This is a genomic window from Nocardiopsis ansamitocini, from assembly GCF_030268225.1.
Taxonomy (GTDB): domain Bacteria; phylum Actinomycetota; class Actinomycetes; order Streptosporangiales; family Streptosporangiaceae; genus Nocardiopsis_D; species Nocardiopsis_D ansamitocini.
Genome location: NZ_BSQG01000002.1, coordinates 525,642 through 552,247, shown reverse-complemented (window position 1 = coordinate 552,247; position 26,606 = coordinate 525,642). Strand labels below are relative to the sequence as shown.

24 protein-coding genes are annotated in these 26,606 nt (G+C 69.2%); 10 read left to right on the top strand and 14 right to left on the bottom strand.

Annotated elements, in window-relative coordinates; translation table 11 throughout:
• Positions 1-6: 6 nt before the first annotated feature.
• The 5 genes from QSJ59_RS09145 to QSJ59_RS09125 all read right to left on the bottom strand — a co-directional run bounded on the left by QSJ59_RS09145 (position 7) and on the right by QSJ59_RS09125 (position 5,738).
• Positions 7-843 (bottom strand): ABC transporter permease, encoded by an 837-nt coding sequence (locus QSJ59_RS09145; protein WP_285758609.1) that lies wholly within the window; start codon positions 841-843, stop codon positions 7-9.
• Positions 840-1,703, bottom strand: coding sequence for an ABC transporter permease (locus QSJ59_RS09140; RefSeq protein WP_285758607.1), 864 nt, complete (start codon positions 1,701-1,703; stop codon positions 840-842). The genes QSJ59_RS09145 and QSJ59_RS09140 overlap by 4 nt, the downstream gene beginning before the upstream one ends.
• Before the next feature lie 3 nt (positions 1,704-1,706).
• Positions 1,707-2,939: an ABC transporter substrate-binding protein gene (locus tag QSJ59_RS09135; RefSeq protein WP_285758605.1), complete on the bottom strand. Its 1,233-nt coding sequence runs from the start codon at positions 2,937-2,939 to the stop codon at positions 1,707-1,709.
• A gap of 36 nt (positions 2,940-2,975) precedes the next feature.
• On the bottom strand, positions 2,976-4,121 hold the full coding sequence (locus QSJ59_RS09130; RefSeq protein ID WP_285758603.1) for an ABC transporter ATP-binding protein: 1,146 nt from the start codon (positions 4,119-4,121) through the stop codon (positions 2,976-2,978).
• 126 nt (positions 4,122-4,247) lie between these two features.
• Entirely contained in the window at positions 4,248-5,738 is a 1,491-nt protein-coding gene (locus QSJ59_RS09125; protein WP_285758602.1) for a gamma-aminobutyraldehyde dehydrogenase, read from the bottom strand.
• A 206-nt stretch (positions 5,739-5,944) separates the two neighbouring features.
• Between QSJ59_RS09125 and QSJ59_RS09120 the strand changes: the two genes are divergently transcribed.
• From QSJ59_RS09120 to QSJ59_RS09110, 3 genes are all read left to right on the top strand, one after another.
• A complete protein-coding gene (locus QSJ59_RS09120) occupies positions 5,945-7,333 on the top strand; it encodes an aspartate aminotransferase family protein (RefSeq protein ID WP_285758600.1) in 1,389 nt (462 codons plus the stop codon).
• Positions 7,334-7,414: 81 nt separating this feature from the next.
• Positions 7,415-7,984: a carboxymuconolactone decarboxylase family protein gene (locus tag QSJ59_RS09115; RefSeq protein WP_285758598.1), complete on the top strand. Its 570-nt coding sequence runs from the start codon at positions 7,415-7,417 to the stop codon at positions 7,982-7,984.
• A 230-nt stretch (positions 7,985-8,214) separates the two neighbouring features.
• Positions 8,215-8,832, top strand: coding sequence for an LPXTG cell wall anchor domain-containing protein (locus QSJ59_RS09110; protein ID WP_285758597.1), 618 nt, complete (start codon positions 8,215-8,217; stop codon positions 8,830-8,832).
• A gap of 79 nt (positions 8,833-8,911) precedes the next feature.
• Here QSJ59_RS09110 and QSJ59_RS09105 read toward each other — a convergent pair whose 3' ends face one another.
• From QSJ59_RS09105 to QSJ59_RS09075, 7 genes are all read right to left on the bottom strand, one after another.
• Positions 8,912-9,676: a crotonase/enoyl-CoA hydratase family protein gene (locus QSJ59_RS09105; RefSeq protein ID WP_285758596.1), complete on the bottom strand. Its 765-nt coding sequence runs from the start codon at positions 9,674-9,676 to the stop codon at positions 8,912-8,914.
• Between the two features lie 9 nt (positions 9,677-9,685).
• Positions 9,686-10,459, bottom strand: a complete 774-nt coding sequence (locus QSJ59_RS09100) for an SDR family NAD(P)-dependent oxidoreductase (RefSeq protein WP_285758595.1) — start codon at positions 10,457-10,459, stop codon at positions 9,686-9,688.
• A gap of 119 nt (positions 10,460-10,578) precedes the next feature.
• Positions 10,579-11,382, bottom strand: a complete 804-nt coding sequence (locus tag QSJ59_RS09095; RefSeq protein ID WP_285758594.1) for an ATP-binding cassette domain-containing protein — start codon at positions 11,380-11,382, stop codon at positions 10,579-10,581.
• Positions 11,379-12,518, bottom strand: a complete 1,140-nt coding sequence (locus tag QSJ59_RS09090) for an ABC transporter permease (protein WP_285758592.1) — start codon at positions 12,516-12,518, stop codon at positions 11,379-11,381. The genes QSJ59_RS09095 and QSJ59_RS09090 overlap by 4 nt, the downstream gene beginning before the upstream one ends.
• Entirely contained in the window at positions 12,518-13,507 is a 990-nt protein-coding gene (locus QSJ59_RS09085) for a substrate-binding domain-containing protein (protein WP_285758591.1), read from the bottom strand. The genes QSJ59_RS09090 and QSJ59_RS09085 overlap by 1 nt, the downstream gene beginning before the upstream one ends.
• Before the next feature lie 153 nt (positions 13,508-13,660).
• Complete coding sequence (locus QSJ59_RS09080; RefSeq protein ID WP_285758589.1) at positions 13,661-14,542, bottom strand: sugar phosphate isomerase/epimerase family protein; 882 nt, start codon at positions 14,540-14,542, stop codon at positions 13,661-13,663.
• A gap of 25 nt (positions 14,543-14,567) precedes the next feature.
• Positions 14,568-15,578, bottom strand: coding sequence for a Gfo/Idh/MocA family protein (locus QSJ59_RS09075; RefSeq protein WP_285758588.1), 1,011 nt, complete (start codon positions 15,576-15,578; stop codon positions 14,568-14,570).
• A 417-nt stretch (positions 15,579-15,995) separates the two neighbouring features.
• Here QSJ59_RS09075 and QSJ59_RS09070 point away from each other — a divergent pair, with 417 nt between their 5' ends.
• The 7 genes from QSJ59_RS09070 to QSJ59_RS09040 all read left to right on the top strand — a co-directional run bounded on the left by QSJ59_RS09070 (position 15,996) and on the right by QSJ59_RS09040 (position 25,150).
• Complete coding sequence (locus QSJ59_RS09070; protein ID WP_285758587.1) at positions 15,996-16,820, top strand: hypothetical protein; 825 nt, start codon at positions 15,996-15,998, stop codon at positions 16,818-16,820.
• A gap of 35 nt (positions 16,821-16,855) precedes the next feature.
• Complete coding sequence (locus tag QSJ59_RS09065; RefSeq protein WP_285758586.1) at positions 16,856-17,896, top strand: ROK family glucokinase; 1,041 nt, start codon at positions 16,856-16,858, stop codon at positions 17,894-17,896.
• Between the two features lie 80 nt (positions 17,897-17,976).
• Positions 17,977-19,620 (top strand): MFS transporter, encoded by a 1,644-nt coding sequence (locus tag QSJ59_RS09060; RefSeq protein WP_285758585.1) that lies wholly within the window; start codon positions 17,977-17,979, stop codon positions 19,618-19,620.
• 286 nt (positions 19,621-19,906) lie between these two features.
• Positions 19,907-20,623, top strand: a complete 717-nt coding sequence (locus QSJ59_RS09055; protein ID WP_285758584.1) for a FadR/GntR family transcriptional regulator — start codon at positions 19,907-19,909, stop codon at positions 20,621-20,623.
• A gap of 76 nt (positions 20,624-20,699) precedes the next feature.
• Entirely contained in the window at positions 20,700-22,028 is a 1,329-nt protein-coding gene (locus QSJ59_RS09050; protein ID WP_285758583.1) for a lyase family protein, read from the top strand.
• Positions 22,029-22,662: 634 nt separating this feature from the next.
• Entirely contained in the window at positions 22,663-23,748 is a 1,086-nt protein-coding gene (plsX, locus tag QSJ59_RS09045) for a phosphate acyltransferase PlsX (RefSeq protein ID WP_285758582.1), read from the top strand.
• A gap of 76 nt (positions 23,749-23,824) precedes the next feature.
• The gene (locus QSJ59_RS09040) at positions 23,825-25,150 is read left to right on the top strand and encodes a hypothetical protein (protein WP_285758581.1); all 1,326 of its coding nucleotides are present in this window, start codon (positions 23,825-23,827) and stop codon (positions 25,148-25,150) included.
• Positions 25,151-25,407: 257 nt separating this feature from the next.
• Here the strand turns inward: QSJ59_RS09040 and QSJ59_RS09035 are convergent, their stop codons facing one another.
• Positions 25,408-25,740, bottom strand: coding sequence for a winged helix-turn-helix domain-containing protein (locus QSJ59_RS09035; RefSeq protein ID WP_285758580.1), 333 nt, complete (start codon positions 25,738-25,740; stop codon positions 25,408-25,410).
• A gap of 4 nt (positions 25,741-25,744) precedes the next feature.
• A complete protein-coding gene (locus QSJ59_RS09030; protein WP_285758577.1) occupies positions 25,745-26,155 on the bottom strand; it encodes a hypothetical protein in 411 nt (136 codons plus the stop codon).
• Positions 26,156-26,606 lie beyond the last annotated feature (451 nt).

Here is a 26,606-nt window from a genome sequence, read left to right as displayed (position 1 = left end):
GCAAGGTCACGCTCGGCGGGACGAACGGGCGAGTAGGACGTTGACGAGGGCGAGCAGCACCCCGAACGCGAAGATGAGGGTGCCCATCACGTTGACCTGCGGGGGGATTCCGACCCGGGTGGACCCCCAGATCCACAGCGGGAACGTCGTGGTGTCACCGCTGACGAACGTGGTGATGATGAAGTCGTCCACCGACAAGGCCATGGCCAGCAGGCCGCCGGCCATGATCGCCGGCAGCAGCATCGGGAAGGTCACCAACCGGAAGGTCGTCCAGGCGTCCGCCCCCAAGTCGCGGGCGGCCTCCTCCAGTTTGGAATCCAGTGTCATGACGCGCGCCCGCACCGTGATCGCCACGAACGAGACGGTGAACATGACGTGGGCGATGAGAATGGTGACGAAGCCCGTGGTCAGGTTGAGGGTGAGGAACAGCGACAGCAGTGCCGCGCCGATCACGACCTCGGGGGCCGAGATCGCGGCGAACATGACGAGGTTGCTGACCCCCTGGCCGCGGAACCGGTGCCGGCCGAGCGCCAGCCCGAGCAGGCTGCCGATCCCTCCCGCGATGAGCATGGTGAGCACGCCGATCGACAGCGTGTTGATCAGCGCGTCGTTGAGGTCGGAGTACGCGAACGCCTGGCCGTACCACTTGAGGGTGAAGCCCTGCCAGGTGACGTTCTGGCGTCCGGCGATGTCGTTGAAGCTGAACGCGATCATCCCGGCGATCGGGAGGAACAACCAGCCGAGAACGGCCCAGGTGAACCATTTTCCCCAGTTGACGCCGCGCCTGCCGCGGGCGGCGCGCGCAGCAGGCCGGGACGCCCCGCTCCTCGTGGTCGTGCTCACTTGGCCTGCACCTCCATGACCTGTTCGGTGCCGAGCGCCTTGGCGTAACTGAAGATGCCGACCAACAGGATCGCCATCAGCACGAAGGTGATCGCGGAGGCCACCGGATAGGCGTTGTTGACCAGGTACTGCGACTGGATGATGTTGCCGATCATGGTGTTGTGCGTCCCACCCAGCACCGAGGCGTTGACGTAGTCGGCGCTGCTGGGCACGAAGACGAGCAGTACGCCGGCGAAGAGGCCGGGCAGCGACAACGGCAGGACCACGCGGACGAACGCCTGGATCCGGGAGGCGTAGAGGTCGTGGGCCGCCTCGACGATCCGGTGGTCCACCCGCTCCAGGACCGCGTAGATCGGCAGGACCATGAACGGCAGGAAGGTGTAGGCGAGCCCGAAGACCACGGCGGTGGATGTGCTGAGCACGTGGGCGCCGTCGGGGAGCAGCCCGGCGCTCTTGAGCGTGCCGAGGATGACGCCGTTGTCGGCGAGCAGGAACTTCCAGGAAATGGTGCGCAGGATCTGCGACACGAAGAACGGCAGGAGCAGCAGGAGCAGGTAGGTGGCCTTGTTCCTGCCGCCGTGAAAGGCGATCCAGAAGGCCAGTGGGTAGCCGATGGCGATGCACAGCAGGGTGGCGCACAACCCGTAGGCCAGGGAGCGCAGGATCTGCTCCCAGTAGGTGGCGATCACCTGGGGATAGACCCCGAAGTTGAAGGTGGGCTGGAAGCCGGTGACGATGTTGCCGGTCATGAGGGACATCCAGAGCATCCCGATGATCGGCACCACGAAGAAGGCCGCCAGCCAGATCCATCCCGGCATGGCCAGGAGGTAGGGCGTCGCTGTGGTTCTCTCCCGCGCCATGGTCTAGGCCTGCGTGATCGCGAGGAATATGGAGGTGAACTCCTCCTCTTCGCCGGCGGGCAGTGACACGTAGTTGTGCAGCTTCGCGTAGTCGGCGTCGGTGGGAAAGACCAACGGGCTGGCGGCCAGTTCCTCAAGAGCCGCCTGCTCGTCCCCGTCGAGCGTCCCGGCCTTGTCGCGCAGCACGTTCTGTGCGTCGGGAACGGGGGGCACGAACGTGATGTACTCGGCCAGACTGGCCGCGACCTCGGGGTCGTAGAGGAAGTCCATCATCATCAGGGCGTCGACCGGATTCTTCGCGGTGGACGGGATCATCATGTTGTCCGTCCAGAGGGTCGCCCCTTCCTCCGGGATGAAGAACTCCAGGTTGGTGCCCTCGGCGGCGTTCTGCTGGTAGATGTCGCCGGACCAGGCCATGGTGGCCCAGACGTCGCCGTTGGTGAGCGGCTGGATGTAGTCCTGGCTGTAGTAGGCCCGCACGATCTTGTCGTCGCGCTGCTGCTTGAGGCTTTCGGCCGCGGTGCGCCAGTCGTCGGGGGTGGAGTCGGCCGGGTCGATCCCGTTGTAGAGCAATCCGAAGTTGGCGATCTCCTGGGGGTCGGCCATCATCCCCACCCGGCCTTCGAAAGCAGGGTCCCAAAGGTCGGCGATACTGGTGAGCGTGCGGCCGGTGCGCTCGGGATCGTAGGCGATTCCGGTCATTCCCGAGGCGTAGGGCACCGTGAACGTGTTGCCGGGGTCGTAGGCGGTTTTCTTGTAGATCTCGCCGGCGTACTCGGCGAAATTGGGCAGTTGGGCCGGGTCCAGTGGCGCGAGGTATCCCAGGGCAATGAGTTTGGCCAGTTCCAGGCCGTTGGTCATGACCATGAGGTCGGCACCGATGTCGCCGCCGTTGGCGAGGATCGGCTGAATCTGCCCGAACCAGGACGGGTTGTCCTGGACGGACTCCTCATAGTCCACGGTGACCCCGGTGGCCTCGGTGAACCGGGTGAGCTGGGTGCGGTCGGAGTCCATGTAGAGCGGCCAGTTCGCGAAGCGCAGTTTCCCGTTGCTCTGCTTGTCGGCCCAGAAGTCCGTCGAGTCCTGGGGCTGCTGCTGTTGGCCCTGGACACCGCATCCGGCGAGGGCGAGTGCGGCGGCGGAGAGCCCGGTGAGCTTCAGGGTGGCGCGGCGGCTGTAGCGGGCCTGGGTCAAGCCCCGCAGCAGCGCGGGTGAGGGTCGGGGGGTGTTTCGCACGACGTCTACCGCTCTGTTCGGTGGGGATGGACGGGGTCAGCTGGGCAGTGCGTAGGAATGCTCGGGGCGCCAGGACAGCCATACGGTGTCGCCGCGCTCGGCGAGGTTGCTGGCGTCGGAGACGTTCTGTTGGAAGACCGTCATCCCGGTACCCTGCGCGGTGTCCACTGCGTAATGGGTCGTGGAACCCATGTAGACGACCTCGCGGACGGTGCCCCTGAGTCGGCTCAGGTCGGTACCGGGCTGGTGTTTGCCCAGGTGGATCTTCTCGGGTCGTACCGTCACCAGGACGTGTTCGCCCGAGATGGCGTCGGTACGCACCAGCACCTGCTGGCCGTCGCTGTAGTCCAACCTGGAGTAGCCGCCGACACCCCTGGCAACCACACCGGTCACCAGGTTGGAGGTGCCGATGAAGCCTGCGACGAACCGCGTTGCCGGGGTCTCGTAGATCTGGGCGGGTGTCCCCAGCTGCTCGATCACGCCCTTGTTCATGACGGCGATGCGGTCGGACATGGTGAGCGCCTCGCCCTGGTCGTGCGTGACGTAGACGAAGGTGATGCCGACCTCGCGCTGGATTCGCTTGAGCTCGATCTGCATCGCCTGACGCAGTTTGAGGTCGAGCGCGGCGAGGGGTTCGTCGAGCAGCAGCGCACTGGGCCGGTTGACCAGGGCGCGGGCCAGCGCGACGCGTTGCTGCTGGCCGCCGGACAACTGGGCGGGCTTGTACTTGGCACGGTCACCGAGCTCCACCAGTTCCAGGATCTCGGTGACGCGACGGGTGATCTCGACCGCGGCGACCTTCTTGCGCTTGAGACCGAAGGCAACGTTGTCGGCGACGCTCATGTGCGGAAACAACGCGTAGCTCTGGAAGACCATGTTGACGTCGCGCCGGTTGGGGGCGACGCCCGTGACGTCCTCGCCGGCCAGGCGCACCACGCCGGAGGTCGGCTCCTCGAACCCGGCGATCATCCGCATGGTGGTGGTCTTGCCACACCCCGAGGGGCCCAGCAGGGAGAAGAACTCGCCCTGTTCGATGGTCAGGTCGACCTGTCGGACCGCGTCGATGGTGCCGTGGCCCGAACGGTACGCCTTGGCGACGCCCTCCAGGGCGATGGCGGCACCGCCGCCCCGTGTGCTCGGTTCCTGCGGAACCGGTGTCTCTTCGGTGGTGGTGGTCGCCATGATCCAGGTCGTCCTTTTATCAGTTTCTTTCCTGAAATCCCGGCATCAGCCGGCTGGGGAGCGCTGATATTACTGCAGGGCCGATGTTTTTCCGGTTACAAGAACGACTCGTTCAGTGTTACCGGATTATTCTTTGCCGATGTAGCTCATAACGTGCTTCACCCTCGTGTACTCCTCCAGGCTGTAAAGCGAGAGGTCTTTTCCGTAACCGGAGTGCTTGAATCCGCCGTGTGGCATCTCCGCGACGATCGGAATGTGGGTGTTGATCCATACGCAGCCGAAGTCCAGACGACGCGACACGCGCAGGGCACGCGCATGGTCCCTGGTCCAGACGCTGGAGGCCAGCCCGTACTGCACGGAGTTGGCCCAGGCGACGGCGGTGTCCTCGTCGTCGAAGCGCTGGACGGTGATCACCGGTCCGAAGATCTCGTCGGTGACCATCTCGTCGCCCTGGACGAGGCCGGCGACGACCGTGGGGGCGAAGAAGTAACCGGGCCCGTCCAACGCGGCACCGCCCGCGAGTACGGACGCATGACCGGGGACCCGGTCGAGGAAACCGCTCACCCTCGCCAGTTGGTTGGCGTTGTTCAGCGGACCGTAGGCGGCATCGGTCCGGTCGGGGCCCCCGGTCGTGGTGTTCTTGGCCTGCTCGGCCAGTGCCGCGGCGAGTTCGTCGTGGATTCCCGCTCCGGCGAGTACCCGGGTGGCGGCCGTGCAGTCCTGGCCGGCGTTGAAGTAGCCGGCCTCGGCGATACCCCGGGCGGCACGCTCCACGTCTGCGTCGTCGAACACGATGACCGGGGCTTTGCCCCCCAGTTCCAGGTGGAGGCGCTTGAGGTCGCGGGACCCCGCCTGGGCCACCTCGAACCCGGCCCGCGTGGAACCGGTGAGCGAGATCAGCCTGGGCGCGGGGTGGTCCACGAGAGCGCGTCCGGTGTCGCGGTCCCCGGTCACCACGTTGAACACTCCGGGCGGGAAGAATTCCGCGGCGATCTCTGCGAGCAGCAGGGTGGAGGCGGGGGTGGTGTCGGAGGGCTTGAGCACGATCGTGTCACCCGCGGCCAGAGCGGGGCCGATCTTCCAGGCCGCCATCGCCATCGGGTAGTTCCACGGGGTGATCTGGCCGACCACCCCGAGCGGTTCGCGACGGATCCAGGAAGTGTGGTCGGCCATGTACTCGCCGGCCGCCTTGCCCTCCAGGGTGCGCGCGGCACCGGCGAAGAACCGAAGCGCGTCGGTGACCTGCCAGATCTCCTCGTCCTTGGTGGCCTGGACGGGCTTGCCGCAGTTGCGGACCTCGGCTGCGACCAGGTCGTCGGCGCGATCGTCGACGGCGTCGGCGAAGCGGTTGAGTGCGATCTGGCGCTCGGCGGGAGTGCTGTCGCGCCAACCGCCCTCGAACGCCTCGCCGGCGGCGCGGAAGGCCGCGTCGATGTCGGCCGCCGCGGAAACCGCAGCCTCTGCGAAGGGTTCACCGGTGGCCGGGTCGATGACCGGGGCGGTGCGCCCGTCGGCGGCGTCCACGTAGGCGCCATTGATGAAGTTGCGCAGGTGGAGGGGCGTGGAGGACTGGCTGGACACGTGCTGACTCTCCTCGTCGAAAGTGGCGAACCGCATAGAGCCCGTTTCCCCGACCCTGACAGATACCATGATTCAAAACAAGGGATTCCGTTGTAAAAATCCGGTTTCGCGACCGATACTTGACACTCAAATGAGAGATGCGACTATTTCACTGGAGGGATGCCTCCAGCTTTGTTGCGAGGGAGGGCCGGCCCCCGCACCACCCGAGTCTTTGGCAGCAGCAGTTCAGGGAGAGTGCAACAGTGAGCACCCAGTCAGGCAACGGCTACACCGCGGACGAACTCCAGCGAGCGGCCAAGGACCACCTGTGGATGCACTTCACCGAAATGGGCGCGTACCAGGAGTCCGACGTCCCGGTGATCACCCGCGGCGAGGGCGCCTACGTCTACGACTCGGCCGGCAAGCGCTACCTGGACGGACTGGCCGGGCTGTTCGTCTCCCAGGTCGGACACGGCCGCACCGAGATCGCCGACGCGATCGCCGCCCAGGCAAGGGAACTCGCCTACTTCCCCATTTGGACCTACGCCCACCCCAAGGCAATCGAACTGGCGGATCGGCTCGCGGGCCTGGCCCCGGGCGACCTGAACCGGGTCTTCTTCACCACCAGTGGATCCGAAGCTGTGGAATCGGCGTGGAAACTGGCCCGGCAGTACTTCAAGGCCATCGGCCAGCCCGGCCGGCACAAGGTGATCAGCCGGAAGATCGCCTACCACGGCACGAGCATGGGCGCGCTGTCGATCACCGGGGTCCAGGCCATCAAAACCCCGTTCGAGCCACTGGTCCCCAGCACCGTCCAGGTACCCAACACCAACATCTACCGGGCACCGGTCCACGGCGACGACCCCGAGGCGTTCGGCCGCTGGGCGGCGGACCAGATCGAGGAGGCGATCCTGCAGAACGGGCCGGACACCGTCGCCGCGGTCTACGTCGAGCCGGTGCAGAACTCCGGCGGCTGTTTTCCGCCGCCGCCCGGCTACCTCCAGCGGGTCCGCGAGATCTGCGACCGCCACGGCGTGTTGATGGTGTCCGACGAGGTCATCTGCGCCTTCGGTCGTCTCGGTGAGTACTTCGGCGCGCAACGGTTCGGCTACCTGCCCGACATCATCACCTTCGCCAAGGGTGTGACCTCCGGCTACGTCCCGCTGGGCGGGATGATCGCACGGGACCACCTGATGGAGCCGTTCCAGAAGAAGGGAAACTCCTTCCTGCACGGCATCACCTTCGCCGGACACCCGGTGGCGGCCTCGGCCGCACTGGCCAACCTGGATCTGTTCGAGAGCGAGGGCATCCTCGCCAACGTCCAGGCCAACGCCCCGGTGATGCGGGCGACCCTGGAGAAGCTCCTGGACCTGCCGATCGTCGGTGACGTCCGCGGGGAGGGTTACTTCTACGGCATCGAACTGGTCAAGGACAAGGCGACCAAGGAGACCTTCAACGACGAGGAGTCCCACCGCCTCCTGAAGGGCTTCCTGTCCACCGCGCTGTTCGACGCCGGACTGGTGTGCCGGGCCGACGACCGCGGCGACCCCGTCATCCAGCTCTCGCCGCCGCTGATCTGCGGCCCCGAGCACTTCGAGGAGATCGAATCCGTCCTGCGCTCCGTGCTGACCGAGGCCTGGCAACGGATCTGACCCGGCGCGCATGGCCCCCTGATAGGGGCGGGGGCCATGCGCGCCGACCGGCCGCCGCCCGCATCGGGTAGGACAGGGGCCATGCGGCACGGACGACTTCCCTGGTACACACCCGACGGCCTTTCGGAACAACAACGAGCGATCTACGACGGGGTCCTGGCCAAGTACGGCCCCGAACCCCCGTTCGCCCTGCACGACGATGCGGGCAGACTGCACGGTCCGTTCAACGCCATGCTGGCGGCCCCAGAGGTGGGCGCGGCCTGGCAACGGTTGAGCGCGGCGGTAGGCGCGACCGCAACCCTGTCCCCGCGCGTCCGTGAACTGGTCATCCTCACCGTGGCGACCATCCGGAAGAGCGCGTTCGAGTGGTCGGCGCACCGCAGGGCCGGCCTGGCCGCGGGGCTGACCGAAGCCGAGATCGCCGCGCTGGGCAGGAACCGCACCCCCGAATCCCTGTCGGCTCCCGAACGCGCCGCGCTGGACTTCGCGCGCTCACTGCTGCGCGATCGCGACGCCGACGACCCCGAGTACGCGGCCGTCCGCACCGGTTTCGGCGACGCCGGAGCCGTCGAACTCATCGTCCTGGTCGGCTACTACGACATGCTCGCGACCCTCCTGCGCACCCTGCGCGTCCCCGTCCCGGAGGACTGACCGGATTCGGCGGACCAGGACCGGAACACGCTGAATTCTGGCGGAAATTAGTTTTGGGAAGCTACCCAGAGAACCTCCGGATTCACCCAAAGAAACAATTACCAACACTCCGCCATTCACTCACGTGGGAAATGTCCCGACACGTGTTTCACTTCTGGCGTACAGGCGAACTGACTGGTCGGCGCCCTCAGCCCGATCGGAACGACGCCATTCCACGAATGGGGAGAGCTTTGCGTATCTTGACAAAGGGCATGGCGACGGCCGGAGTTTCCGCTGCGCTTCTGTTCTTTCCTGCGACGTCAGCGGCCTGGGCCGAGACCGAGGCCGGCGTGCCCGATCAGGCACGCAGTGAAATGTTCGGGCCGGTCGAGAGCCACACGCACTCCGTGGTGTCCGCCGCATGGGAGAAGGAGAAGCCCAAGAAGCACGGTCACGGCTACGGCTACGACGAGCCGAAGGAAGGCGTCAAGCACGTCGCCGCGGCCATGCCGGTCAGCGTTCCGCAGAACGACGACAAGGACGACAAGGGCGGCTCCGAGTACGAGGGCGGTGGCGACGTCTACGAGGACGACGGCAGCGAGTCGTTGTTCGAGGGCAACGAGACGTGCGCCGGGCCGGCGTGCGACGACGAAGAGGTCGTCGGCGGTGGCGGCGGCGGCGGAGCCGAAGGCGGCGGTGGCGGTGGCGGCGGTGGCGGCGCCGACGTCAAGGAAGAAGAGGAGATGACCACCCTGCCCGTCACCGGCAACGAGGTGGGCATCCTCGCGGCGGTCGCCGCCGCGGTCATGGCCGCCGGAGGCGCTGCCGTCCTGGCCACGCGCAAGCGTCGGTCGGGCACCACGGCCTAAGCACGCGGCCTCGCTTCCATCGATCGGGCCGGTCCGCCACCTCTGGTGGCGGACCGGCCTTTCCGTGCCGCCCGGGCCCCTACTCGCCGCTCCAGCGAGGTGGGCGCTTCTCGGCGAACGCGGCCGCGCCCTCCCTTGCGTCGCGGCTGGTGAACACAGGGGTGATGATCTCCTCCTGCTTGCTCCAGGCCGTGTCGGAGTGCCAGTCGCCCGACTCGGTGACCACCTGTTTGGAGGCTGCGACGGCCAGGGGCGCGTTCGCCGCGATCCGGGCCGCGAGGGCCAAAGCGCCCTCAAGTGCCCCACCACTGGGAGTGACCCGGTTGACCAGGCCGAGTTCGGCGGCACGCGGTGCGCCGACGAAGTCCCCGGTGAGCGCGAACTCCATGGCGACGTTGCGCGGGATACGGTGCGGCAACCGCAGCAGCCCGCCTGCCGCGGCGACCAGTCCGCGCTTGACCTCGGGGATGCCGAACTTCGCGTCCTCTGCGGCGACGACCAGGTCACAGGCAAGAACTGCCTCGAACCCGCCGGCGAGCGCATAGCCCTCGACCGCGGCGATCAGTGGTTTGCGCGGCGGACGCTGGGCGAACCCGCCGAACCCGCGCCCCTCGACCACCGGTCGTTCCCCCGCCAGGAACGCCTTGAGGTCCATGCCCGCGCAGAAGGTACCGCCCGCTCCGGTGAGAATCCCGACGGCCAGCTCGTCCCGGGCGTCGAGGTCGTCCAGTGCCGCGGCGATCCGGCCGGCCACCGCGGCGTTGACCGCGTTCTTGACCTGCGGACGGTTGATGGTGATGACGGCGATACCGTCCTGGACGGTGGAGCGCACCTCGTCGGACACGTGGGCCTCCTATTTCGGCTGCATACGCAGACCGCCGTCGATGCGCACGACCTCGGCGTTTATGTAACTGATCTCCAGCAGGGCACGGACGAGCCGGGCGAACTCCGCCGCGGTGCCCAGCCGCTTGGGGAAGGGGACCGGCGCGGCGAGCCGCTCCTTGAACGCGTCGGCCTCGGGTCCGTGGCCGTAGATGGGGGTGTCCAGGATTCCGGGCGCCACCGTGTTGACGCGCACGCCGATCGCGGCGAGGTCGCGCGCGGCGGGGACGGTCATACCGATGATGCCGCCCTTGGACGACGAGTAGGCGATCTGGCCGATCTGGCCCTCGATGCCCGCCAGCGAAGCGGTGTTGACGATCGCGCCGCGCTCGCCGTCGGCGTTGACGGGCTCGGTGCGCGCCATGGCCGCGGCGGCCAGGCGCACGAGGTTGAAGGTGCCGATCAGGTTGACCTCGATGACCTTCTGATAGGAGGCCAGGTCGTGGGGCGAGCCGTCGCGGCCCACCGTCCGGGTGGCCCAACCGATGCCGGCACAGGAGACCGCGACGCGCAGGGGTTTGCCGGTGTCGACGGCGGCTTGCACCGCGGCCTGCACCTGCTCCTCGTCGGAGACGTCGGCGGACACGAAGACACCACCGACCTCCTTGGCGAGCGCCGACCCGCTGTCGGCGTTGAGGTCGGCGATGACCACGGTCGCCCCGGCGCCGGCGAGTTCCCTGACAGTGGCCTCACCCAGTCCGCTCGCGCCGCCGGTAACGAGGGCGGCAACTCCATTCAGGTCCATGCGCGGCACTCTACCGACTCGCCGAACAGAAAACTAGAACGAGATTCGGTCATACTGGGCGTGGCCGTCCGTGCCCGTCCCCGCACCGACTGCCGGGACGGACACACCGACGGAGCGCGTCAGCGTCGGCCGAGTTCGTGGCTGAGCTCCTCCAGCTCCGAACCGCCGGCCATCAACCGGGTCAGCTCGTCGAGGGCGATGTCGGCCTTGGCGTACTCCCCGAGGCTCTCGCCCCGCTTGAGGAGCATGAAGCGGTCCCCGACCGGATAGGCGTGGTGCGGGTTGTGCGTGATGAACACGACCCCCAGCCCCCGGTCACGAGCCTTGGCGACGTAGCGCAGCACCACCCCGGCCTGCTTGACCCCCAGCGCGGCGGTGGGCTCGTCCAGGATGAGCACGCGCGCCCCGAGATAGACCGCGCGGGCGATCGCCACTGACTGGCGCTCACCGCCGGAGAGCGTCCCCACCGGCTGGTCGACGTCACGCAGGTCGATTCCCATGCGCAGCAGCTCGGCCCGGGTGGTCGCGCGCATCGCGGACACGTCCAGCCTGCGCAGGGGACCGCGCCCCTTGGTCAGTTCCGAGCCGAGGAAGAAGTTCCGCCAGATCGGCATCAACGGCACCATCGCCAGATCCTGGTGGACGGTGGCGATGCCGGCGGCCAGTGCCTCCCTCGGACCGGTGAATCTGGTCGGAACGCCGTCCACGAGCAGTTCGCCCCGGTCGTGCTGGTGCACTCCCGACAGGATCTTGATGAAGGTGGACTTGCCCGCACCGTTGTCGCCCAGCACACAGGTGACCTCACCCGCGACCACCTCGGTCGTGACGCCCTGCAACGCGACCACCTGTCCATAGGACTTCCCGCAGTCGCGCGCCTCGATGAACGCGGTCCGTCCCGCCGTGTCGTCTCGCACCGCTGTCATCCCTCCTCGCCTCCCCGGCCGACCGCAGGCCCGGCCTCCTCTGGGTCCGGCGGCCCTACCTGAGGAGTCGTCTGCTTGGTCTCCGCGGCACCGGCGGTCTCCGCCCGCTTGCGGACGTACATGTTCACCACGACCGCCGCCAGCAGCATCGCCCCCAGGAAGGCTTTCAACCAGTTGTTGTCCCACCCCGCGAAAACGATCCCCTGGTAGGTCATCCCGTAGATCAACGCGCCCAGCGCCCCGCCGACCGCCGACCCGAACCCACCGGTGAGCAGGCAGCCGCCCACGACCGCGCAGATGATGTAGATGAACTCCACCCCCACACCGGTGGACGCCTGAACGGTGGTGGTGCGAAACAGCGACAACATGCCCACCAGCCAGCCGGCAAGGGCGGTGGTCATGAACAGTCCGATCTTGGTGGCCAGCACCGGGACACCGGTCTGGCGCGCGCTCCTGGCGTCACCGCCGACGGCGAAGATCCAGTTGCCGACGCGGGTGCGCAACAGCACCCAGGTCGCGGTGGCGGTGAACAGCAGCCACCACAGCACCGACACCTGGATGGTGGCCGAGCCGATCGACATGCTGGATCCGAAGAGCCACCGGGCGTCCCAGAAACCCGGCACCGCGGAGAACCCCTGGACCGCGACCTGGTTGGTAACGGCCTTCGTCACCGCGAGGTTGAGCCCCTGCAGGATGAAGAAGGCGCCCAGGGTGACGATGAAGCTGGGCAGGCCGGTGCGCATCACCATCATCCCGTTGCCGAAGCCCACTGCAAGGGCGACCATCAGCGAGATGACCATTCCGACCCAGATGTCGACGCCGAACGCGGTCGCCAGCACCCCGGTGATCAGCCCGGTGGAGCCAACCATGACGCCGGTGGACAGGTCGAACTCGCCGCCGATCATCAGCAGGCTGACCGCGACCGCCATGATCCCGAACAGCGCCGCCGACTCCAGCCAGGTGGCGACGCCGGCCGGGGTCAGGAAGGCGTCGGTGACGACGGAGAAGAAGACGAAGACCACGACCGCCGCGACGAGCGCGCCGACCTCGGGGCGCCGAAGGACGCGGACCCGCAGCGGTGCGCGGGGCACATCGATTCGGTCCGGCCCGGTCACGGGGATGGTCGCGGTGGCCATTACCGGGTTCCCTGGTCCGCGAACGCCTGGACCTGCTCGGCGTTCTCCTTGGTGATGAAGGCAGGACCGGAGTAGACCGGCTGGCCGCCGCCGACGTCGTTGCCGTTGCGCGCCTTGAGGGCGAGCAGCGTCACCGGGAGGTAGCCCTGGACGTAGGGCTGCTGGTCGATGGCGAACAGGACGGTGCCGTCGGTGAGGGCCTTGGTGATGTCGGCGGAGACGTCGAAGGTGGCGATCGCCGCGTCGGAGTCCGCGTCGGCCGCCGCGCCGACCGCAGCGGTGGCGATACCCGGGTTCAGGGTGAGGACCGCGTCCACGTCGGTGTCGGAGATCAGCTTGTTCTGGATGGTGGTGCGCGCGTCCGCGGCGTTGGAGACGTCGACCTGGAGGTTCTCCATCTCCCCGCCGAACGTCTTTGCGGCACCTGCGCAGCGGTCCTCCAGCCCGACGTTCCCGGCCTCGTGGATGACGCAGATCGCCTTGGCCGCACCCGATTCGTCGAGCCGTTCGCCTGCCGCCTCACCCGCCAGCCGCTCCCCTTGGCCCACGTGCGTGATGGCCCCGTACTCCTGCGACTGCTCCAGACCCGAGTTGATGGTGACGACCGGGATGCCGGCGTCCACGGCGGCCTCCACGCCGGAGCGGACTCCTTCGGGGTTGGCCATGGAGACGATGATGCCGTCCACCCCTTGGGCGACCTGGTTGTCGATCAACTGGCTCTGTTGGGCGGGGTCGGGGTCCCCCGCGTAGTTGACGGTGACGCCCAGATCGGTCCCGGCCTGCTCGGCACCGCTCTTGACCACGTCCCAGAAGGTGTCGCCCGGCTTGCTGTGCGTCACGACCGCGAAGGTCAGCGGCCCCGAGCCGAGCGCCTCCGGTGACTGGCCGCCGGCATCCCCGCCGGTCGGCTCGCCAGTGGTGCAGCCGGCGAGCAGCAGCCCCCCGACCGCCAGTGCCGCCAGGGTCCGCTGGCTCTGTCCGAACCTCATTGTTTTGCCTCCACCGTTGCTTGGACCCCGCGGACCGGCATTGGGACGTATCCGTCCCCGCCAGGCGTTTTCCGTGAGGGTGCTGCCCATTTTCTTCACTTTCGGGGGTGATCGCCACCGGAGCAGTGACCGGCGGCCATCGACTGCGAATGCTCAACCGAGCCGGTCACGGATGAAGGCGACTCCGACCCGCACGTCGGCGAGCGGTCCTTCTCCCTCCGGCGCAGCAGCAAGCATGACGTCTTGTTCCAGCACATACCACCCGGAGTAGCCCGCTTTCACGAGGTCGTCGAGAATTCCGGCGAGGTCCACGTCACCGTGGCCGAGGGGACGGTAGAGCCCCGTGGCGACGGCTTCGCTGTAGGCGAGGGCACCGCAGACCACCTGCTCGGCGAGTACTCCGTCCACGTCCTTGAGGTGGGTGTGCGCGATCCGTCCGGCCGCGGCACGGGTGAACGTCCGGGGGTCGGCGCCGCCGACGAGGAGGTGGCCGGTGTCCAGACAGAGGGGCATCTCACTGCCCTGGAGGACCCGGTCGACCTCCTCCGCCGTCTCCACGAGGGTGCCGACGTGGGGGTGCAGGCTGGCTGTGACGGCGCGCTGCGCGGCGTGTTCGCGCAGCCGGTCGAGGTTGGCCAGCAGCACCGTCCACTGGTCGGCGTCGAGCCGGGGCCGGGCGTCGTAGCCGTCGGTACCGGTCGCCGCCGCCAGGACGAGGGAATCGGCCCCGGCCGCGAGGAAGCCGTCGATGGCCCGGTCCACGTCGGGGAGCGGGTCGTGGGCGGCCTCGTGCAGCACGACCGGGACGAACCCCCCGACCGCGGCAAGGCCGTGTCCGGCGAGCGCCGCGGCCTTGTCCCCGGGAGCTGCGGGGAGGAAGCCGTCGGGACCGAACTCGGTCGCGCTCAGGCCGGCCTCGCGCATCTGCGGGAGGACGGCGTCGGGGGCGAGCTGGTACCCCCAGCCGGGGACCTCGCAGACCCCCCACGAGATGGGGGCTCCGGCTATTCGGGGCTGCTCGGGGGTGGGGGTCATGGAGGTCTCCCGTCTCGGGACCGGATCAGAGGGTGGGGCGGACTTCGGCGATCGTCACGGGGCGGCCCTCGCGCCGGGAGCGGTCCGCTGCCTCGGCGATGAGCACTGCCTCCAGGGCGTCGGCGACCCCGCACGGGCTCGGGCCGCCGTCCTTGACCAGCTGGAGGAACGCCACGATCTCGGCCTCGTAGGCAGGAGTGAAGCGGGTCCAGAAGTCGGGCCAGGCGGCCTGGGCGGGAAAGGCCGTGCCGGGTTCGGCCGAACGCAACGGGACCCGCTCGTCCAGGCCGACGGCGATGGTCGCGCGGTCTCCCGCCAGCTCCATGCGCACGTCGTAACCGCCGCCGTTGTAGCGGGACCCGTGCAGGGTGGCCAGGGTGCCGTCGTCGAGCCGCAACAGCGCCACGGAGTTGTCGACGTCGTTCGCCTCGGCGAAGAAGTCCGCCCCGCGGTTGCTGCCGAGCGCGTAGACGTCCACCACCTCCCGGCCGGTCACCCAGCGCACGATGTCGAAGTCGTGGACGTGGCAGTCCCGGAAGATACCGCCGGACGTGGGGATGTAGGAGGCGTGCGGCGGCGCGGGGTCGGCGGTGATGGCGTGTACGCGGTGCAGTGTGCCCAGCTCACCGTCGCGCAGCGCCGCACGGGCCCGGATGTAACCGGCGTCGAAGCGGCGCTGGAAACCGATGTGCACCAGCGCGTCGGCCTCCTCCACGGCACGCAGGACCTCGACGGTGCCGGCGACGGTGGGAGCGACCGGTTTCTCGCAGAACACCGGGATCCCTGCGCGCACCCCGGCGGTGATGAGCGCCGGGTGGGCGTCGGTCGCCGCGGTGACCACCAGGGCATCGATCGCCCCGGGCGCGGTCAGCTCCTCCGCGGTCGCCGCCAGGGACGCGCCCACCCGGCCGGCGACCGCGCGTGCCCGCTCGGTGTCGGCGTCCGCGACCACCAGCTCGCTGACCTCTGGCCGGGACGCGATCACGGCGGCGTGCGAGGCGCCGATCCGTCCGGTTCCGACGAGACCGATCCGCATTTCTTCCTCCGAGTATGACTGTTGAACGTGTTTGAACACACCTGGGTGTGTCTGCTACGTCACATGGATGTTTCTACGCCGCCCCAAAAGAGCGTGTCAACACTTTGTCTAGACATATTTACTTGAGGGCGACGTGCTTCCTGATGGCCGTCATTTCCCGACCGGTTCGGTATGCACAACGGATCCGGCAGGCCGGCCCGGTGCTGGGAACCGGCGGCAACGATGCCACTGCCCGGCATCCCCGAGGGACCGCGGCCCACCCTTACGCACCCTCTCGACGGGCGGTACGGCCCCCCGCGACCGCCCCGGGGGAACGAGAACAGCCCGCCGTACCAAGAGGTCACAGGGATTCGTTGGAGGCAGTGGACCAACGCGGTCATAATCGGTCATCACCACCGCACCTTCGGGGAGGTCCGCATGGCCGAGTGGTTCGCCGCCGGCATCGTGGCAACAGGTCGGCTGCCCCTGTTCAGTTTCTTCGTGGCCTTCGTCACCGGCTTTCTCCTCATCCGGCTCAGCGTCCGGATGATCCGCGCCCGGGTCCGTTGGTGGTTCAGCGACATCACCCCCGGTGGACTCCACATTCACCACGTGGTGTTCGGCGTCGCGTTCATGCTGTTGGGCGGGGTCGGCGGCCTGCTCGTCACCGACCGCGAGGGCTGGGCGATCGCCGTGGCAGCAGGGGTGTTCGGTTTCGGGGCGGCCTTGGTCCTGGACGAGTTCGCGCTGATCCTGCACCTGCGCGACGTCTACTGGACCGAACAGGGCCGTGCCTCCGTAGACGCGGTGTTCGTGGCGATCGCCCTCAGCGGGCTCCTTCTGACCGGCCTGCGGCCGGTGGGCTGGACCGAATTCACCGAAGCCGATCCCAGCGGCGCACTGGCCCAGGCGGGGCCGGCCGTCCTCGTCCTGGCCAACGCCGCAAGCTCGGTCGTGAGTCTGGCCAAGGGCAAGATCTGGACCGGGATCGCAGGTGTCTTCATCCCCGTGATCGGCATCGTCGCCGCGATCCGCCTGGCCGTCCCCGACTCCCCCTGGGCCCGGTGGCGCTACCCCGAGGGGTCGGCCAAGCTCATCGCGGCAACCCGCCGCGACCACCGCGTGCGACGCCCGTTGATCCGCGCCAAGATCCGCTTCCAGGAACTCATCGCGGGCCGCCACGACCTCGACCAGGAATGCCCGGCCGGAGCCGCCGCGCTGGTCGGCGCGCCGCGAAACGCCCTGGGCGAACCCCGTGCCTGAACCGACCTCGCGGGTCCAATAAGGTTCTTGGCGCTATGGCATTCACCAAAGGGGCCGGCCCGACCCGGCGAGGACTGACGGTCGGGGTCGACATCGGCGGAACGAAGGTGGCGGCCGGCGTCGTCACCCCCGCGGGCCGGGTCCTGGCCCGTCTGCGGACCGAGACCCCGCACCGCAGCAAGAGTCCCAAGGTCGTCGAGGACACCATCGTCGGCGTCGTCGAGGAACTGCGACGCGACTACCGCGTGGAGGCCGTCGGGGTCGGCGCGGCCGGGTTCGTCGACGAACGACGGGCCAACGTCCTGTTCGCACCCCATCTGTCCTGGCGCGACGAACCGCTGCGCGACTCGTTGAAGACACGGCTGGGCGTCCCGGTGGTGGTGGAGAACGACGCCAACGCCGCCGCGTGGGCGGAGGTGTGCCTGGGGGCGGGGCGCGGCCTACGCGACGTGGTCGTGGTGAACCTGGGCACCGGTATCGGCGGTGCCGTGATCATCGACGGCCGTCTGCGGCGGGGACGCCACGGACTCGCCGGAGAGTTCGGCCACATGACGCTGGTCCCCAACGGCCATCGTTGCGAATGCGGCAACCGCGGCTGCTGGGAACAGTACGCGAGCGGCAACGCCCTCACCCGGGAGGCACGCGAGCTGGCCGTCGCCGACTCCCCCGTGGCGACCCGGCTGCTCGATGCGGTGGGCGGGGACCCCGGGTTGATCACCGGCCCGCTGGTGACCCAACTGGCCCGGGAAGGCGATCGCGCGAGCTCGGAACTGCTGGAAGACGCCGGCGCCTGGCTCGGGGTGGGACTGGCCAATCTCGCGGCGGCCTTCGACCCGCAACTGTTCGTCATCGGCGGCGGCGTGTGCGAGGCCGGGGACCTGTTGCTGGAGCCGACCCGTCAGTACTTCCGCCGCAACCTCACCGGGCGCGGTTACCGACCCGAGGCGCAGATCGTGCGCGCGGCCCTGGGTAACGAGGCCGGCATGATCGGCGCCGCCGACCTGGCCCGGGACGCCCTGCCGCGCCGGCGGGCGGGCCGGCGCCAGAACCGGCTGGCCGTGCGCGACGGGCGCTGACCCGCACACCCGCGTCGGGCGTGCGGCGGCGGTCCTCAGGGCAGAGTGTTCTCGCAGCCCCACCGGACGCGAGGAGTCTCATGGCCGCTTTACGGGGAAACCCGTGGATGATCCTGATCGCCCTGTGCATCGGGTTCTTCATGACCCTGCTGGATCTGACGATCGTCAACATCGCGATCCCGGACATGATCACGCACCTGGACGCCGCCCTCGACGAGATCCTGTGGGTGGTCAACGCCTACGCCCTGGTCCTGGCGGTCCTCATCATCACCGCGGGGCGGCTGGGCGACCTGTACGGGCCGCGCCGCATGTTCATCATCGGCGTGGCGCTGTTCACGACCGCCTCGACCCTGTGCGGCCTCTCCCCCGGCATCGGGTTCCTGATCGCGGCCCGCGTGGTCCAGGGGATGGGTGCGGCGATCATGGTGCCGCAGAGCATGGCCCTGATCATCCGGGTTTTCCCGGCCCAGCACCGTGGTGCCGCCCTGGGAGTGTGGGGCTCCGTGGCCGGCCTGGCCACCGTGGCCGGACCGACACTGGGCGGGCTCCTGGTCACCGCGCTCGACTGGCGGTTCATCTTCTTCGTCAACCTCCCCTTCGGGGTGGTGGCACTGGTCCTCGCGGTCCTGCTGATCCCCCGCGAGACCGGGGAACCGCAACGGCGGCAGCGGCTGGACTGGAGCGGGGTGCTCCTGGCAACGCTCGCGCTGTCCCTGTTGGCCTTCGGCCTCGTCGAGGGCGAACGCTTCCACTGGGGCACCGTTTACGGCGTGGTGAGCATCCCGGTGATCCTGACCGCCGGCGGCCTCCTGTTCGTCGCACTCCTGTTCCAGCAGCGGGCACGGCAGGGCCACGACCCGCTGATCCCGTTCGCCCTGTTCGCCGACCGCAACTTCGGGCTGATGAACATCACCGCCGCACTGCTGTCGATGTCGCTGCTGTCCTTCTCCCTGGTGTTCGTCATCTACCTGCAGTCCGTACTGGGCATGAGCGCACTCCAGGCCGGTCTGACCCTGATCCCGACGTCGCTGGTCTCGATGGTGACCGCGCCGATCGCGGGACGCCAGGTGGACCGATACGGCGGCAAGTACATCCTGTTCGCCGGGTTCAGCGCGTTCGCGATCGGCGTCGGCTGGCTCCTGCTGACGGGTGGGCCGGACAGTTCGTGGCACAACTTCCTGGCTCCGCAGATCCTCATGGGTCTGGGCACCGGATGCGCGTTCGGGCCGATGAGCTCACTGGCGATGTACAACGTTCGGTCGCAACTGGCCGGGGCGGCCTCCGGCATGCTCAACACGACCCGCCAGCTCGGGTCGGTGCTGGGCGGAGCGATCGTGGGCGCGCTACTCCAGGTCGGATTGAGCAACCAGATGGGCGCACAGGCAGCACAACAGGCCCGGCAGCTCCCGCCGGAACTGCGCAAGGCGTTCACGGACGGACTGGACCGGACCGGCGGAGGGGTGCAACTGGGCGGCCCCGCGACACCCCCGGTTCTGCCCCCGGGGACGGGCCCCGGTGCAGCGGAACAGATCAGCAGGCTGATGTCCTCGGTGTTCCGGGACGCCTATCTGGACACCATGCACCTGCTGGCGGTGTTCCCCGCGGCTGCGATGGTCGCCGCCGCCGTGTTGACCCTGTTCACCCGAAACAACACCCCTCGCGGGGCACGGGGCGGGGCTCCCCGCACCACCGAGGAGGCGGCGCCGCGGGCGCCGCGGAAATGACGGCAATTCCCCCTTCAGCGCGCACAACCACGACTCCCCCTTTCATCCACCGTGAATCCACCGGAGAAATGCGCCTGTACCCGCCGGTCACCCCGCAGGAAAGCCTCGCCCGCCTTCCGGGACGCTCCTCGGCGCGCCGGAGGGACGGGCTCGCCCCGCCTCCGTCCGCGGCCCGCGCTACCGGGTATGCGCTGTGAAAACCGCGCGCCTCCCGACCAGGAAGACGCAAAAAACAACATAAAGCCAATTATTGACAGACATTGCCACACGCATTCATGCTGTCTTCATGGACCTGTCAGACAGATCGGCGACAGGGTCACCTCAACCGGTTCTCCGCACGGGAGCGGTCGAGGCGGTCCTGGCCGACCTCCGCGCGGCAATCGAGAAAGGCGAGTTTCCCGTCGGTGCGAAACTGCCCGCGGAAACCGCGTTGGCGCAGCGCCATCAGGTCAGCCGCTCGGTGGTCCGCGAGGCACTGCGCGCGCTCCAGGCAGTCGGTATGACGGTCACGCACACGGGCAAGGGGACTTTCGTCCAGTCCGCCGCCGCGGTCGAGCCCACGAGGTTCGGTTCCTACTCGGCCCGCGACCTGATGGAAGTACGACTGCACGTGGAGATACCGGCCGCCGGCTACGCGGCGGTCCGGCGCACCGACGAGGACCTCCTCATGCTCGCCGGTCTACTGAAACGCATGGAGCAGGAACGCGACGAAGCCGCTTGGGTCGAACTCGACACCCTGCTGCACATCACGATCGCCCAGGCGTCGGGCAACCCGGTCTTTCGGCGGGTCATCGAGGAGATCCGCGACGCCCTGGCCCGCCAGTCCACCTTCGTCAACCAGATGCACGGGCGCCGCGAGCGTTCCGATCGGGAACACCGGATCATCGTCGACGCGATCGCCCACGTGTCGCCCGACAAGGCCAAAACGGCGATGCAGGCCCACCTGAACCAGGTGGAGACCAGCCTCACCACCATCACGCTTCACACCTCCGCCGCGCAGTGACGGTCTGTCCGGCCACGATCGTGCTCCCCACCGCTCGGCGCTGCCGCCTCCTTCCGACTGACAAAGGACCGCTCCCATGCGCGCACCAGTAGCCGTCCGCCTCCCGCGTCCGCCCGCCGGCCGGATCGCGAAACCCGCGACAGCCGGCCTCGGCCGGATCGAGCGGGACCGACTCGGCGAGGGCGTGATCCCCGGTAACGCCTACTGGGGGATCCACACCTGCCGAGCCCTGGGCAACTTCACCATCAGCAGGGTCCCGGTCAGCGCCCACCCGCACCTGGTCAACGCCCTGGCGGCGGTCAAGGAGGCCGCCGCACAGGCCAACCGCGAACTGGGACTGCTGCGCGGCGGCCGAGCCGAGGCGATCATCCAGGCCTGCCAGGAGATCAGGTCGGGGAACCTGCACGAGCAGTTCGTCGTGGACGTGGTCCAGGGCGGCTCGGGCACCTCGACCAACATGAACGCCAACGAGGTCATCGCCAACCGGGCCCTGGAGATCCTGGGGCACAACAGGGGCGAGTACCAGTACCTGCACCCGACCGAGGACGTCAACCTCGGCCAGTCGACCAACGAGGTCCACCCCACCGCCGCCAAGATCGCCACGATCACCGCCCTCGGCGGCCTGATCACGGCTCTGGAGACGCTCCGCGAAGCGTTCGCGAAGAAAGCCGCGGAATTCGACGGGGTCCGCACGATCGGCCGCGCCCAGGCCCGCAACTGCAGTCCGATGTCACTGGGGCAGGGATTCCACGCCTACGCGGGGATGCTCGGCCGCGACGAGGGACGCCTGCGCGACGTCGCACGCACGCTGTACGAGGTCAACGTCGGCGTCCCCGGCATCGGCAGCAACGCGGTGGCCGGGTACTCCGAGGCCGTGCGCCGCCACCTGTGTCTTATCACCGGTCTTCCCTTGACCTCGGTGGCCACCGTGGCGGAGGCGACCCAGGACTGCGCGGCGTTCGTGGACCTGTCGGGGGTGCTCAAACGCATCGCGGTGGAACTCTCCAAGATCTCCAACGACCTGCGGCTGCTGTCCTCAGGAACGCGCAGCGGCTTCAACGACATCGACCTGCCCGTGGTGCAGGCCCACCCCGGCTCGGTGCGGGGCGAGGACGCCTCGGTGATCCCGGAACTGGTGAACCAGATCGCGTTCACGGTAGTCGGCAACGACGCGGCGATCACCATGGCGGCCGAGGCCGGACAGTTGCAGTTCAACGCCTTCGAACCGGTCATCGTGCACTCCCTGGCCCAGAGCATCGCGCACCTGCGGGAGGCATCGCTCCTCCTGGCCAGGCGCTGCGTCGCCGGGATCACCCCGAGCGAGACGGTCCCGAGTGCTCCCCCCCAGCAGGGACTTCATTACGGAGCTCCCGAACCGTCCGGGCACGTGGCGCTGTTCGTCTGACCGGGACGGGCCTGCCCCCGCGCGATGTGCCGGGCAGGCCCGTCTGCTCCGGATCAGCGCGGTGGCGCGGTGGCGACCGGTTTGAGGGCACGCGCCTGGATCAGGTGCACCACGAACGCCTTCTCCCCCGTTGACCTCGGCGGGTCCGTCCACACCGCCCCCGCCCGGCGATCCGTGCGACGTCCTCGCCGGGAAGGATGTCCGCCCGGGGAAGGGCGAGCAGGTGCATCGGGTCGTCGGAGCGGCGTCCCGGTCGGTCGGCCCGTCGACGACGTAGGCGGTGTACCGGCAGGACGGCACGGCGGCCACCGCGCGGACCGCGAAGGCGGCTCGGCCCGCTGCGACCGCGACACCGCGACGTTTTCGCGCAGCGCACAGCCACGACATGACGTGAAAAATGAGGCTTTGGGAAGAGGACGACCGGATTCGTTTCCCGCGCCGCAGACTGGGCGCGCGGTCCAGGAATCTTTGCACCCACCCATTCCCGCTCTGATCTGGGGCTTTGCCGAAAAGGCGTCACCGGTGACGGGTGGGCGCGCCGGAATGCGCCGTCTCGTCCGGTGTTCTTCCAACTCGGCATAACCTTGCGCAGGGGCGGCTGCCGCGGACCGCCCCCGCATCCCCGGAGGTACCCATGACCAGTACGACCGTCGTGCGACGGCCCGTCCCTCCGCCCCAGCCGGTCATCGCGGTGGACGCGATGGGCGGCGACCACGCTCCTCGGGAGATCGTCTCAGGCGCGGTACAGGCAGTACGCGAGCACGGACTGCGGCTGTTGCTGGTGGGGCGCGGCCCCGAACTGGCCCCGCTGGTGGCCGCGGAAGGCGCGTCCAGGGAACTGCCCATCGTGCACGCCGAGGAGACCCTGGCCATGCACGAGGGCGCGCTGGCGGCATGGCGCCGGGCCCGCTCCAGCGTCGCCGTGGCGTGCAAGCTGATTCGCCAGGGGGAGGCCGCCGCCCTGGTGTCGGCCGGATCCACCGGCGGGGTGGTGGCCACCTCCACCGTGCGGTTGCGCACGCTGCCCGGTGTGCTGCGCCCGGCCCTGGCCCTGGTCCTGCCCACCCGGCCCAAGCCCACGATTCTGCTGGACGCGGGCGCCAACGCCGACGCCAAGCCCGAGATGCTGATGCAGTTCGCGCACCTGGGCGCGGCCTACGCACGCATCGGACACGGCATCGCCGAGCCCCGGGTCGGCATCCTGACCATCGGTTCGGAGCCGGGCAAGGGCAACCGGCTCGCGCGCAAGGCGGCTGAACTGCTCTCCGCGCACGCGGAGGAGGCCCGACTGGACTTCCGCGGCAACATCGAGGGCCACGACCTGCTCGCCGGTCTGGTGGACGTGGTGGTCACCGACGGTTTCACCGGCAATGTCGCGCTGAAGTCCGTGGAGGGCGCGGTACGGTTCGCCTTCGGCGAGATCCGGGAGGCCCTCACCTCCAGCCCGATGGCCAAGGCGGGAGCGCTGCTGCAACGCAAGGCGCTCCGGGAGCTGGGCGAACGGCTCGACTCCGAGAGCTACGGCGGCGCGGTGCTGCTCGGCCTCAACGGCACCGTGGTCATCGCGCACGGGGACAGCCACGCGCGGGGCGTGACCGGCGCCTGTCTGCTCGCCCGGGATCTCGCCGCCGGGCGCATCACCGACCAGATCCGCCGCGGTGTCGCAGGGCTCAGCCGCACCCCCACCTGGCTGCACCGGCTGGGGCAGAGCGAGGACTGATCCCGCTTCCCGACCCACCGCGTCGCTGCCGTCGGGTGGCACAGGGCGTACCGCGGGGGTGGGGCATGATGGGCCGATGGACACGCCCCAGCCCCGCCAGAGCCCGTTCCGGACCGTGGCCGCCGTCCTGTTGACCCTGTCGGCCGCCGCCGTGGCCGCCGGCGCCGGTCTGGTCGGCGTCCGCTCCTACACCCCTTCCCCGTTGGCACGCACCGACGCCGAGACGGTCGCCGACGCGCTCCCCCGGTTGGCCTTCGTGGGCGACGCCCTGCGCGAAGGCGCGGGGGAAGACATGCAGGGGTTGTTTCCCGAAGGGTACTTCTTCTCCCACGCCCTCTACGGACTTACCTGGTTGGACGTCGCCGACCGGGAGACGGCACACCGTTCGGAGGCACTGGCCGAGGCTCGTTGGGCCCTGGAACGGCTGGACTCCCCGGCCGGAACCGCGCCGTTTCCCGCCGAGGGGAGCCCCGCCCACGGGGTGTTCCACTCGGGCTGGTCGAACTGGTTGCGCGGACGGATCGTATCGGTGGCAGGCGGCCCCGAGTCCGCCGAAGCCGAGATGGACACGCTGAACACGGCCACCGCCGAGCTGTCCGCTGCGTTCGACTCCTCGATCGGGCGCGGCACCCCCTTCCTGGACGCCTATCCCGGCCAGGCATGGCCGGTGGACAGTGTCGTGGCCGTGGCCGCGCTGCGGCTGCGCGACGACCTGGCCGGCGACGGCCGCAACACCGAGCTCGTCGAGCGGTGGATCACTGCGGCCTCGGCCCTCCCGGACCCGGCGACCGGTCTGCTCCCGCACCGGGTGGACTCCGGCGACGGCAGCACGGTCCAGGGGGCACGGGCCAGCTCGCAGTCGCTGCTCCTGCGTTTCCTGTACGAGATCGACCCCGAGTGGGCCGCCGTGGACTACGCGGTCTTCCGCGAACTGTTCAGCTCCCCCCACCTCATGCTCCCGGGGGTGCGGGAGTACCCGCGCGGGGACGACTCCCCCGGCGACGTGGACTCCGGACCGCTGCTCTTCGGACTGTCGGCGTCGGCCAGCACCGTGGCACTCGCGGGCGCCGTCCTCCTGCGCGACGAGCCGGCCGCCTCCGCCCTGACCGGTTTCGCCGAGGCGAGCGGCGCGGCCGTGGAGTTCAACGGAAAACGCCGCTACCTGGGCGGCACGCTCCCGGTAGGCGACGCCTTCCTCATGTGGTCGCTGGCCACCGTCCCCGCCCTGTCGGGACAGGTCGAGCCGGTGGCGACCCACCAGGTCGGCCCGTGGTGGCGGGTTCCGTGGCACCTGGCCACCCTGATCCCCTCGGCCGCACTGGTGTGGGCCGCACTGCGCGCGTGGCGGCCCACACCCCGCGGGGCGGTCGAGCGTTTTTGCACCGACCACCGGCCCGCTTAACCGGCGCCGCCACCATCGCGTGCAGCGATTCGCCCCGTGGCCCCGGGCGACCCACCGGCGTTCCGCAGGACTCGCGGCGATCGCCCCTGCCGGGCCCGGACCGCCCGCTACTCCCCGGGCCTCGGGTGCGGCGGGCAGCAGCGGGACGGCCGGTGAGGCCGCGGTCCGGAGCCGAGCACATCGACCGGTGCGGGCAGGGCTCAGGGCCCGTGACCGGTGGGTGCGGTCGCGGGCCCTGGAGGAACGTCGGGGGCGGATCATTTTCTGGCCGGGGGTTCGGTGGCGGGCCCCGGACCCCGTGCGTGGTCGGCGATACGCCGGAGTGTGGCGACGTGGTCCGAGAACGCCTTGCGGCCGGCGTCGGTGAGGTTGAGCCATGTGCGCGGGCGTTTGCCGACGTAGCCTTTCTCGGCTTGCACGTAGCCCAGTTTGTCAAGCGCGCTGACCTGCTTGGACAGTGCCGAGTCGGAGAGTTCGACGGCCTCGCGGGTGTAGGCGGACTCCGCCCAGTGGGTGGCCGCCAGTACCGAGACGATCGACAGCCGGGTGGGGTTGAGCAGCGACTGGTCGAGGGCACCGTGTCCGGTCATGGCGTCACACCTCCGCGGTGCGCGCGGCGCGGTTGAGCAGTCCGCGCCACAGCGGGATGGTCAGCACGACGACGGTGATGCCGATGGTGGTGGGGTAGGGCACGTCGAAGGTGCGCATGGCCACTCCCGCGGCCGCGGCCAGGGCCATCAGGACGAGCATCACGCCCCCTCGCATCACCCTGGCGCGTCCCGACATCTTCGGCCGGTCGCCCGTCGAGCGCTTCCAGCGGGGCAGGGCGGCCAGTGCCAGTGCGGCGGCCACGAGGACGAAGAGCAGGGGGGTGCTCAGGTCCGGTCGCAGGTCGGAGACGACGCCGTAGCCGATGGCCACGGCTCCCAGGACCCACAGCGTCCAGGCGGGGTGGGCGTCGGGGGCCTGCTCGTGGTGTCCATTGGGGGTGGGGTGCGATGCCATTGCGAAAACTCCCTCGCGGTTGTCGTCCGGGACGGCGAGCGCCTCGTATGCTTCGGCGCTTGCCGGGCTTTCATGCTGTTGCCTATAAGGAAAGTACACGAGCACTTGCCCATTAGGCAAGTAGATGCCTGAAAGAAAATACAGTCCGCATGCGACAGAAGTGGTGGGAGCGGTCGTGGGCCGGGAGCCGCACCGCGTTCCCAGCGGCCGGATCTCCGGCACCTTCTCCAGGAGGCCGAGGACTCAAGACCGGACACGGCCACGACCTGGGGCATCCGAAGGCGAGCCCGCGCGCTTCGACAGCGTCCTGCCGACCGGCTTGCCGGTGATTCCGTCAGCCCTTGGGACGGTGGCCCCGTTGCCCCCCCCTTCGGGAGGACCGGGTCCGCCGGAGAACCCCGCTGGAACCCGCCGGCCGACCGGGCCGCGCCCTGGCGAGGACGGCCCGCAG

Excerpts from the sequence above, each read along its gene's own strand:
- QSJ59_RS09140 (WP_285758607.1), bottom strand. The coding sequence starts at position 1,703 with ATGGCGCGGGAGAGAACCACAGCGACGCCCTACCTCCTGGCCATGCCG.
- QSJ59_RS09130 (WP_285758603.1), bottom strand. The coding sequence starts at position 4,121 with ATGGCGACCACCACCACCGAAGAGACACCGGTTCCGCAGGAACCGAGC.
- QSJ59_RS09125 (WP_285758602.1), bottom strand. The coding sequence starts at position 5,738 with ATGCGGTTCGCCACTTTCGACGAGGAGAGTCAGCACGTGTCCAGCCAG.
- QSJ59_RS09115 (WP_285758598.1), top strand. The coding sequence starts at position 7,415 with ATGCGGCACGGACGACTTCCCTGGTACACACCCGACGGCCTTTCGGAA.
- QSJ59_RS09100 (WP_285758595.1), bottom strand. The coding sequence starts at position 10,459 with ATGGACCTGAATGGAGTTGCCGCCCTCGTTACCGGCGGCGCGAGCGGA.
- QSJ59_RS09095 (WP_285758594.1), bottom strand. The coding sequence starts at position 11,382 with ATGACAGCGGTGCGAGACGACACGGCGGGACGGACCGCGTTCATCGAG.
- QSJ59_RS09090 (WP_285758592.1), bottom strand. The coding sequence starts at position 12,518 with ATGGCCACCGCGACCATCCCCGTGACCGGGCCGGACCGAATCGATGTG.
- QSJ59_RS09085 (WP_285758591.1), bottom strand. The coding sequence starts at position 13,507 with ATGAGGTTCGGACAGAGCCAGCGGACCCTGGCGGCACTGGCGGTCGGG.
- QSJ59_RS09080 (WP_285758589.1), bottom strand. The coding sequence starts at position 14,542 with ATGACCCCCACCCCCGAGCAGCCCCGAATAGCCGGAGCCCCCATCTCG.
- QSJ59_RS09075 (WP_285758588.1), bottom strand. The coding sequence starts at position 15,578 with ATGCGGATCGGTCTCGTCGGAACCGGACGGATCGGCGCCTCGCACGCC.
- QSJ59_RS09070 (WP_285758587.1), top strand. The coding sequence starts at position 15,996 with ATGGCCGAGTGGTTCGCCGCCGGCATCGTGGCAACAGGTCGGCTGCCC.
- QSJ59_RS09065 (WP_285758586.1), top strand. The coding sequence starts at position 16,856 with ATGGCATTCACCAAAGGGGCCGGCCCGACCCGGCGAGGACTGACGGTC.
- QSJ59_RS09060 (WP_285758585.1), top strand. The coding sequence starts at position 17,977 with ATGGCCGCTTTACGGGGAAACCCGTGGATGATCCTGATCGCCCTGTGC.
- QSJ59_RS09055 (WP_285758584.1), top strand. The coding sequence starts at position 19,907 with ATGGACCTGTCAGACAGATCGGCGACAGGGTCACCTCAACCGGTTCTC.
- QSJ59_RS09050 (WP_285758583.1), top strand. The coding sequence starts at position 20,700 with ATGCGCGCACCAGTAGCCGTCCGCCTCCCGCGTCCGCCCGCCGGCCGG.
- plsX (WP_285758582.1), top strand. The coding sequence starts at position 22,663 with ATGACCAGTACGACCGTCGTGCGACGGCCCGTCCCTCCGCCCCAGCCG.
- QSJ59_RS09040 (WP_285758581.1), top strand. The coding sequence starts at position 23,825 with ATGGACACGCCCCAGCCCCGCCAGAGCCCGTTCCGGACCGTGGCCGCC.
- QSJ59_RS09035 (WP_285758580.1), bottom strand. The coding sequence starts at position 25,740 with ATGACCGGACACGGTGCCCTCGACCAGTCGCTGCTCAACCCCACCCGG.
- QSJ59_RS09030 (WP_285758577.1), bottom strand. The coding sequence starts at position 26,155 with ATGGCATCGCACCCCACCCCCAATGGACACCACGAGCAGGCCCCCGAC.